The sequence below is a fragment of the Bradyrhizobium sp. HKCCYLRH2060 genome (assembly GCF_051168135.1).
GTDB lineage: Bacteria > Pseudomonadota > Alphaproteobacteria > Rhizobiales > Xanthobacteraceae > Bradyrhizobium.
The window spans coordinates 133,177-141,774 of the sequence record NZ_JBNPUK010000018.1; the positions used below are offsets into that span (position 1 = coordinate 133,177).

Sequence of the window (8,598 nt, forward strand, 5' to 3'; positions counted from 1 at the left end):
TTTTCTCAGGAGCAGCCCGTCTGTGAACAATCTGCGCTCGACCGTCGCCACCGTCTGGCGGATCGCCATTCCCTACTTCCGCTCCGAGGACAAGGTCGCCGGCCGCATCCTTCTCGCCGCCGTCATTGCGATCGAACTGTCGCTGGTTGCGATCCAGGTGCTGGTGAACCAGTGGCAGAACAGGTTCTTCAACGCGCTGCAGCAGTATGATTGGAACAGCTTCATCTGGGAAATCGGCGTGTTCGCCGTACTGGCGACCATCTTCATCATCCTGGCCGTCTACCAGCTCTATCTCAATCAATGGCTGCAGATCCGCTGGCGGCGGTGGATGACCGACGTCTATCTGCGCCGCTGGCTGGACAACGCCACGCACTATCGCATGCAGCTCAAGGGCGACATCGCCGACAACCCGGACCAGCGCATTGCCGACGACGTGCAGCTGTTCGTCGACAAGACACTGAACATCACCATCGGCCTGCTCAGCTCGGTCGTCTCGCTCGCATCGTTCATGGTGGTGCTCTGGGGGCTGTCGACCGATGCCCCGCTGCAGCTGTTCGGCACCAACATCGCGATCCCCGGCTACCTGGTCTGGATCGCGCTGATCTATGCGATCTTCGGGACCCTCCTGACGCATTGGATCGGATCGCCGCTCGTCAATCTCAACTTCGAGCAGCAGCGCTACGAGGCCGACTTCCGCTTCAACCTGGTGCGGGTGCGCGAAAGCTCCGAGCAGATCGCGCTGCTGCGCGGCGAAGGCGCCGAGCAAGGTCAGCTCGGCACCCGCTTCGGCCGGGTCGTCCAGAACTGGTACCAGATCATGAGCCGGACCAAGCGGCTGACGGCCTTCACGGCGGGCTATTCGCAGGCGGCCGTGATCTTTCCCTATGTGCTGGTTGCGCCTGCCTACTTCGCCAAGTCGATCCAGATGGGCGGCATCATGCAGACGGCGTCCGCCTTCTCGACCGTGCAGGGTGCGCTGTCGTTCTTCGTGACGACCTATCGGACGCTCGCCGACTGGCGCTCGACCGTCGCCCGCCTCGACGGCTTCGACATGTCCATCGAGAGCGCCGCCAAGCTCTCGGCCGAGCCGCAGACGATCGATGTCGCCAGCCATGCCGGCGACAGCATCGAGCTCGCCCAGTTGCTGCTGAAGCTGCCGAACGGCCTGCCGCTGATCGCGGCCGACGGCTTCAGCCTCGAGAGCAGCGAACGCACGCTGCTCACCGGGCCGTCCGGCGCCGGCAAGTCGACGCTGTTCCGCGCCATCGCCGGGATCTGGCCGTTCGGCAGCGGCGCGATCAGCGTGCCCGCGCATGCCAAGCTGATGATGCTGCCGCAGCGGCCCTACTTCCCGATCGGCGCGCTCAAGGCAGCGATCGTCTATCCCGCGGCAGCCGATGCGTTCAGTGCCGAGCAGGTCAAGGAGACGCTGGTGGCCGTCGGCCTGCCGCAACTGGCGGACCGGCTGGACGAGGACCAGCACTGGAACCGGATGCTGTCGCTCGGCGAGCAGCAGCGGCTCGGCATCGCCCGCGCGCTGCTGCATGCGCCGCAATATCTGTTCCTCGACGAGGCCACGGCCTCATTGGACGAGCCGAGCGAAGCCCGGCTCTATCGGGTCATCGCCGAGCGGCTGCCGCAGACCACCGTCGTCTCGATCGGCCACCGCTCGACCCTGCACGATTTCCACGACCGCAAGGTCGAGCTGATTCGCGACGGCGACCGGTTCTCGCTGCGGCAAGCCGGACAGGCGGCCGACGCGACCGCGGGTGGAGGCAGCTGAGGCGCGCGCGCCGCGGTGCCCACGCAAGGCGACTAGGAAAGGCGGCAAGACGTCCGAGCGACAGCCGGCCCCCGTCACCAAAAAGCAGAAGGGCGGCAGATTGCTCTGCCGCCCTTCGTGATCAGTCCGATCCGCCTTGGCGGGTGATTACTTCAGATTGCTCATCGCCGTCAGGTCGACCGAGAGCTTGGCGATGCCGGTCGCACCGCACCACTTCGAGCCCAGGCCAGCCGGGTTAATCGGCGTGACGTTGGTGGTGCCGCTGGCGGTGAAGTCGCTGGTGAAGGCGTTGCAATCACCCTTCGACATGTCGGTGTCGGAGTAGCGCAGGTCCAGCGTGAACACCTTGTAGGTGAAGCCGACGCCGATGTTCCAGGTGTTGTAGTCGGCATACTTGATGCCGTTCGGGAAGGCGGGAACGCCGTAGAAGGAGTCCGACGTGCCGAACCACTGACGGCCGAACTCACCCGACACGTACATGCCGACGCCGCTGGAGCCGAAGGTCGTGCTCGGGGCGGTGAACTTGCCGGTGACCGAGGCGTAGTTGCCCCAGGCGCCGGTGTTCAGGAAGTTCGGCGAGTAGAACTCGGTGACGCCGAACGTCCACATGTCGTTCACGGTGTAGTTCATCTTGCCGTAGACTTCGAAGAACGAGACGTCCTTCTTCATCACGTTCAGGTTGGTCAGCGTGTTGGCCTGACACTCGGCGCTCAGCGCCTGACCCGCGAAATCCGTCACGGCGCCGCCGCCGTAGTAGCAGGTGCCGCCCGGATACAGATAGCCCCAGACGCCGATGTCGAAGGCGAACGCGCCGAAGGTCGGGCGGATACCGCCGTAGATGTCGATCTCGGCAGCAGCGCGGTTCGCGAACGAGATGCTCTCGCCGGCGACGCCGACGTAGAGCTGCAGGTCCTTGTTGACGTTGTAGCGCGGCTCGAAATAGGCGGCGACCGACGCCTTGTGGTTCGACTGGGTGACGCCGCGGAACACGTAGTCGTTCATGATCGCCGCGCCGAACGCGATGTCCCACGGCTCGAACGCGACCGGAGGCGGAGCCTTATAGGCCTTGACCGCCATGTCCGCCGCCGAAGCCGATCCCGAAACCATTGCCAGCGCCGTTGCCAGCAAAGCCCACTTTTTCATGACGATCCCCATCACCCTAAATTCTTCCGAACGAGCCTGCCCCACATTGGCCCCCCAGGGCGCAAACAAGACCGGCTGCGTCATCCGGACGCAATTTGCGACAGGGTCTCGCCGCAGGTGAAGCAAAAAAGCGTGGCATCTGCCGCCTTTTTGGGCGATTTGACAAATCTACGGCAGGTAGTCGGCGCGTGTTGCATTTGAACAACAAATTTCCGTGTCTCAAAGCACGCTAGGACGCACATTCGGTTGTGCCGGCGCGCTGGAATCGTGGTGCCGCAAGCAAAACCACACGGCGCACCGAGGTCGGATTCGCCCGGCCGTAGATCTGCGGGGCGACGGCTCCGACGACCATATCGATCGACAACAAGGGCAGCGGACGCAGACGACAGATGCCGGCAACGAACGAGCCGGCAGCAAACGAAAAGGCCGCAAGCGTAGCCGCCGCGGCCTTCCGATGTGAATTCGTCTGGTGGTGAGAACGATCCGGTCCGGAAAGATCAGTTGCCGGACGCCGTGCCCTCGCCGTCCTCGTGCTCCTCCGGCGCCGCGCTCGGCATCGCCCAGCTGGTCTCAGCAGCCGATTCGGTCTCGTGCATTTCGGGGGTCTCGACCAGCGGAGCCATCTTGGGAGCCCGCTTCTTGGCGGCCTTCTTCTTCGGCGCAGCCGGAGCCTTCGCAGCCGACGCCTTGGCCTTCTTGGCGGGAGCCTTCTTGGCCGGCGCCTTGGCCGCCTTCTTCGCCGCGGCCTTCACGGTCTTCTTCGCCTTCTTGGCCGGCGCCTTGACAGTTTTCTTGGCAGCCTTCTTGGCGGCCTTCTTCGCGGACTTCGGTGCAGACTTCTTTGCAGCCTTCTTGGCGGACGTCTTCGTCGCCTTCTTGGCGGCCTTGGCCTGAGCCATCAGCTTCTTCTTTTCTTTCTTGTCCTTCTTCGCCTTCTTGTCCTTCGCCATCAGAAACCCTCCAGTTGCCGCCGTTCGATCAGCTCGTCCGGCGGGACGGGCCGGCCATCAGCGCGCGCCCATCCGTCAAATCATTCCTGGCCGCGGACCGCCCGTCGCCCAGTCGAGAAGCTCAACGGTGTGCACGACGGGGACGGAGGTGCCGCTGGCAATCTGCATCATGCAGCCGATATTGCCTGCCGCGATCACATTCGGCTTGACGGTCGCGATGTTGGCGACCTTGCGATCGCGCAGCTTCATCGCGATGTCAGGCTGGAGAATGTTGTAGGTCCCCGCCGAACCGCAACACAAATGACTCTCCGGTATATCTTTCACCACGAATCCGGACTTGGAAAGCAATTCTTTCGGAATGCTCGTGATTTTCTGCCCATGTTGCAGCGAGCAGGCCGAGTGATAGGCCACGACGACGTCGTCATGCTGAGTTGCAGGGGCCAGATCGAGACCGGCGAGATACTCGGTGATGTCCTTCGCGATCGCCGACACGGCGGCCGCGGGCGCTGCATATCGCGGGTCTTCGCGCAGCATGTGTCCGTAGTCCTTGATGACGGTGCCGCAGCCCGAGGTCGTCACCAGGATGGCGTCGAGACCGCCACGCTTCGCCTCCGCGGTCCAGGCGTCGACATTGCCGCGCGCCCGCGCCAGCGCGTCGGAATCCTGCCCCATGTGATGGGTCAGCGCACCGCAGCATTGCTCGTCCTTGACCAAGACGACCTCGATGCCGTGCCGGGTCAGGACGTTGATCGCAGCCTGGTTGATGCGCGGCGCCAGGGCCGCCTGTGCGCAGCCCTGCAGCAGCGCGACGCGGCCGCGCCGCGCGCCCTGCGCGGCAAACACGCTGCCATCAGCCGGCCCCGGCGGCGGCAGCGCGGCGGCGGGCGCCAGATCGAGCATCGCCCTGACGCGCCGCAGCAGGCTGGGCGCAGGTGCGCGCGAGGCGGAGGATGCCGGCAGCAACGCCTTGAACGGCCGGCCGAGCCGCGCCAGGGTCATCGCCAGCCGAAACTCGCGCGGCCGCGGCAGCACATAGGCGAGCGCGGCGCGCAGCCACCGGTCGGTCAGCGGGCGCTCGTAGCGCTGCTCGATTCGCACCCGCGCCTGATCGACCAGATGCATGTAGTGCACGCCCGACGGGCAGGTCGTCATGCAGGACAGGCACGACAGGCAGCGGTCGATATGCTTGACCACGTCGGCCGTCGGCGCCTGGTCCTTCTCCAGCATCTGCTTGATCAGGTAGATCCGCCCGCGCGGGCTGTCGAGCTCGTCGCCGAGCAGCACGTAGGTCGGACAGGTCGCGGTGCAGAAGCCGCAATGCACGCAGGCGCGCAGGATCTTGTCGGCGACCGCGATGTCGGGATCGGCGAGCTGCGCCAGGGTGAACTCGGTCTTCATGACGCAACGCTCCGACGCAGACGGCCGCGGTTGAGAATGGTCTTGGGATCGAAGGAGACGCGAACGCGCTCCTCCAGCGCGGCGACGCCTGAGGGCTGCGGGTGGAACACGTCGACCGCGAGCCGCATCTCGTCCCACGCGCGCAGCAGGGTCGCGTGGCCGCCGGCGGCCTCGACATGCTTGCGCACCAGCCCCGCCGACGCATCGGGCTGCGGCGGCAGCGCGGCCCAGATCAGGCCCCCGCCCCAGTCATAGATCACCTCGCCGCCGGTCTGGCGCGTCAGGGCCTGCCCGATCGCGCCGCCCGACACCGGCGGACAGACGATCCGCCACACCGTCCAGGCGCCGAGCGGCCCATGGGCGGCGAACGGCAGCACGTCGCGGATGGCGCTCCAGACATCGGCCGAGGCGTCGTCCGCAATGATCTCAGCCGGACCGAAGGTGGCGAGCTGGCGGGCGAGCGACGCCGCCCGATGCGCCGCGGAGGCCGTGATGCCCTCCAGCCGGATCACCGTGACCGCCTCGCGCGGCGAGCCGAGCGGGCTCAAGCCCGTGACCTCCGGCCGCAGCGTCGAGGCCGGCAGATGCGCGGCTCCGGAGACGTCGAACGGCGAGCCGAGCGCCGCCGTCATCGCCCGGTTGGCCTTGAGGTCGTCGAGCCCGCGCAGCACCAGCGTGCGTTCGGCCTCCGGCCGCGGCATCACCTTCAGGGTCGCCTCGGTCATCACAGCAAGCGTGCCCCAGGAGCCCGCCAGCAGCTTGCAGAGGTCGTAGCCGGTGACGTTCTTCACCACCTTGCCGCCGGTCTTGAAGCTCTCGCCGAAGCCGGAGACGGCATGCGCCCCGAGCAGATGATCGCGCACCCCGCCGGCCCTGATACGCCGCGGGCCGGCCAGCCCCGCCGCGATCATCCCGCCCAGCGTTCCGCGGCCCGTCGTCCCCAACAGCGGCCCGGTATCCATCGGCTCGAACGCGAATTGCTGGCTCTTCGAATCGATCAGCGACAAGAGGTCGGCGAGCGGCGCCCCCGCCTGTGCCGTGATGATCAGCTCGTTCGGCTCGTAGGAGACGACCGCGCTCAGCGCCGACAGGTCGAGCACGGCGTTGGTCGTCGTGATCTGGCCGATCTGGCGCTTCGAGCCGTGCCCGATGATGTCGAGCGGCTGCTCGCTGGCGATGGCGGCGCGAACCACCTCCTCCACATCGGCTGCGTTGCGTACTTTGAGGGCGTCCACCACTGCTGGCCTTGCTGGTTGATGATGACGATGGTCGAGCGCAACGCGCGGCCATCAGCGCTGGAGCCTTTCTAAAGCGTTGCGAGCCGGACACAAGGGCGGGCAGGACTGAACGCTCACAGGCGATCCGCATGGCGCCCCGCCGGCTACAGTTCCCTCGCGTGGCGCGCTGGGTGGCCCAACTACGAGCCCGGAAGACAGTGCCCTCCCTCTCCCCGTTCTTACGGGGAGAGGGTCGGGGTGAGGGGCAGCGGCACGGGAAGTGCCGCGTGGTTTCCCCCCCGAATTGCATCTCCGATGCAACCCGATCTCTCCCCACCAGCAGCCCGCCAAGCCCCGGCGAAACATCCATCCTTCGTCCGCCATCGAAGGATCGGATGCCGAAACCGCGGTATCGATTCCCCTGCACGACATCAACGAAAGGAACGATCGCAATGACCGGATATGCCAACGAGACCAGAACCGTGAGCGAGGCCGTCAGCGGCGGCGGCCTGCTGGTGGTGGCGCAATGGGAGGCCAGGGACGGCGAGGCCGACCGCGTCGCCGAGATCCTGTCGCGCTTCCTCCCCGAGGCGCAGCGCGAGCCCGGCGCAAAACTGTTCCTGATCTCCCGCGCCAAGGACAACCCGGCGCAGTTCCTGTTCTACGAGCTGTTCCGCGACGAAGCCGCGTTCAAGGCCCACCAGGAGAGCAATCACTTCAAGACCTACATCGCCGGCCAGGCCCTGCCGCTGCTCGCCCGGCGCGAGCGGATGCAGTACGGGCTGATGTAGCACGATCGCGCGCGGCAAAGATCCAAGCAGTTATCTGCCTCAGTCATTCCGGGACGCTCGCACAAGCGAGCGAACCCGGAATCTCGAAATTGGCTTGCGCTGACTGACGCCGAGATTCCGGGTTCAAGGCCTGCGGCCTTGCCCCGGAATGACGGCGGTTGTGACAGCAGGCAACCGCTGTCTTGACATCGGCCCTCGTGGCTGGGTTGATCTCTCGCCATTCCAAACGCAGCCCGTAGGGCGGGTTAGCGAAGCGTAACCCGCCGACCCTTCGAGACACATGGCGGATTACGCCTTCGGCTAATCCGCCCTACGCCCTCCGTTCACTCCTTTACGGCTTCTAAGTCACCCTCGCCTATCGTCGATCTCCGATCTTCTCTTCGTGCGAGATCGCCCTGCTCATGCTAGGGTTCTGTCATGGCACCAAAGAAACCTTCGTCAAAAAACACCAAAGCCGGTGGCTTTGTGATTGGCAGCGCCCGGTTTCGCAAAATAAGCGCCGTCGAGGGGATCGAGTATTCTCCCAAGATGAAGGGCGCTTCGTCGTCGTCGGGCAAGACCCTATCCCCCGAGGAACGTCGGAAATCGATCATCGAAGCCTACCGCAAGGCTTAGGCCGCAATGTACGACGCGGTCGCCGACGAGTATTGCTATCCCGGCACGACCGTCTTGAAGAACAAGCTCGACATCCGGGACGCCGACGAACTGGCCGCTTTCGAGGCTGAGGTCAGCGATGCCAGGGCGGACGAGGAAATCCCGGCCGGCAATCTCGATTTTGAGCATTTCAAGGCTGTCCACCACCATCTCTTTCAAGATGTCTATGACTGAGCGGGAGAACCGCGCACGGTCCGAATTTCAAAAGGCGAGAGCACCTTCTGCTGCCCCGAGAATATCGAGAGAGAGGCGAAGCGGCTCTTCATGAAACTCGCGAACGACAACTTCCTGCAGGACCTTTCGCCGGAGGAGTTTGCAGAGAAGTCGGCAGAGTTTCTCGCAACCCTCAACGTGATCCATGCCTTCAGGGAAGGCAACGGCCGCACGCAGCTCTCGTTCTTTCTTCTGCTGGCAGATCAGGCCGGGTACGCCATCGATCTCGAAGCACTCGATCCGGACGCCCTTCTGCGGCCATGATTGCGAGCTTCGACGGGGATGAGGCGCCTCTCACCGCGGCCATTCAAGGGCTCATTGACGATGAGGACCCGCAAGACTTGGCGTAGCCCGGCATTGCGGCGCATTAGCATTACGGTGACAGTCCTGGACTGCACCCCTCAAGTGAGACACGATAATCTCAGTGACAATGGGTAAAGTCATCGCAT

Annotated in this window: 9 protein-coding genes; 5 read left to right on the plus strand and 4 right to left on the minus strand. The window is 65.0% G+C overall.

The annotated features are described in order from the left end of the window. The first annotated feature begins 22 nt into the window (after nt 1-22). Nucleotides 23-1,783, plus strand: a complete 1,761-nt coding sequence (locus ACQR10_RS28105; protein ID WP_316179489.1) for an ABC transporter ATP-binding protein/permease — start codon at nt 23-25, stop codon at nt 1,781-1,783. Nucleotides 1,784-1,930: 147 nt separating this feature from the next. On the opposite strand, the gene ACQR10_RS28110 is transcribed toward ACQR10_RS28105, so the two are convergent. The 4 genes from ACQR10_RS28110 to ACQR10_RS28125 all read right to left on the minus strand — a co-directional run bounded on the left by ACQR10_RS28110 (nt 1,931) and on the right by ACQR10_RS28125 (nt 6,509). Further along, nucleotides 1,931-2,926 (minus strand): TorF family putative porin, encoded by a 996-nt coding sequence (locus ACQR10_RS28110; RefSeq protein WP_316179491.1) that lies wholly within the window; start codon nt 2,924-2,926, stop codon nt 1,931-1,933. A 497-nt stretch (nt 2,927-3,423) separates the two neighbouring features. Further along, on the minus strand, nt 3,424-3,876 hold the full coding sequence (locus ACQR10_RS28115) for a hypothetical protein (RefSeq protein WP_316217138.1): 453 nt from the start codon (nt 3,874-3,876) through the stop codon (nt 3,424-3,426). A 75-nt stretch (nt 3,877-3,951) separates the two neighbouring features. Further along, the gene (glcF, locus tag ACQR10_RS28120) at nt 3,952-5,274 is read right to left on the minus strand and encodes a glycolate oxidase subunit GlcF (protein WP_316217139.1); all 1,323 of its coding nucleotides are present in this window, start codon (nt 5,272-5,274) and stop codon (nt 3,952-3,954) included. After that, a complete protein-coding gene (locus ACQR10_RS28125; RefSeq protein WP_316217140.1) occupies nt 5,271-6,509 on the minus strand; it encodes an FAD-binding protein in 1,239 nt (412 codons plus the stop codon). Before ACQR10_RS28125 ends, glcF begins: the two co-directional genes overlap by 4 nt. Before the next feature lie 434 nt (nt 6,510-6,943). Here ACQR10_RS28125 and ACQR10_RS28130 point away from each other — a divergent pair, with 434 nt between their 5' ends. From ACQR10_RS28130 to ACQR10_RS28145, 4 genes are all read left to right on the plus strand, one after another. Further along, nucleotides 6,944-7,282 (plus strand): putative quinol monooxygenase, encoded by a 339-nt coding sequence (locus ACQR10_RS28130; RefSeq protein WP_316217141.1) that lies wholly within the window; start codon nt 6,944-6,946, stop codon nt 7,280-7,282. A 417-nt stretch (nt 7,283-7,699) separates the two neighbouring features. Continuing rightward, nucleotides 7,700-7,897, plus strand: a complete 198-nt coding sequence (locus ACQR10_RS28135; protein WP_316217142.1) for a hypothetical protein — start codon at nt 7,700-7,702, stop codon at nt 7,895-7,897. A 6-nt stretch (nt 7,898-7,903) separates the two neighbouring features. After that, on the plus strand, nt 7,904-8,110 hold the full coding sequence (locus ACQR10_RS28140) for a hypothetical protein (RefSeq protein ID WP_316217143.1): 207 nt from the start codon (nt 7,904-7,906) through the stop codon (nt 8,108-8,110). Between the two features lie 63 nt (nt 8,111-8,173). Beyond that, a complete protein-coding gene (locus ACQR10_RS28145; RefSeq protein ID WP_410051433.1) occupies nt 8,174-8,413 on the plus strand; it encodes a Fic family protein in 240 nt (79 codons plus the stop codon). Nucleotides 8,414-8,598 lie beyond the last annotated feature (185 nt).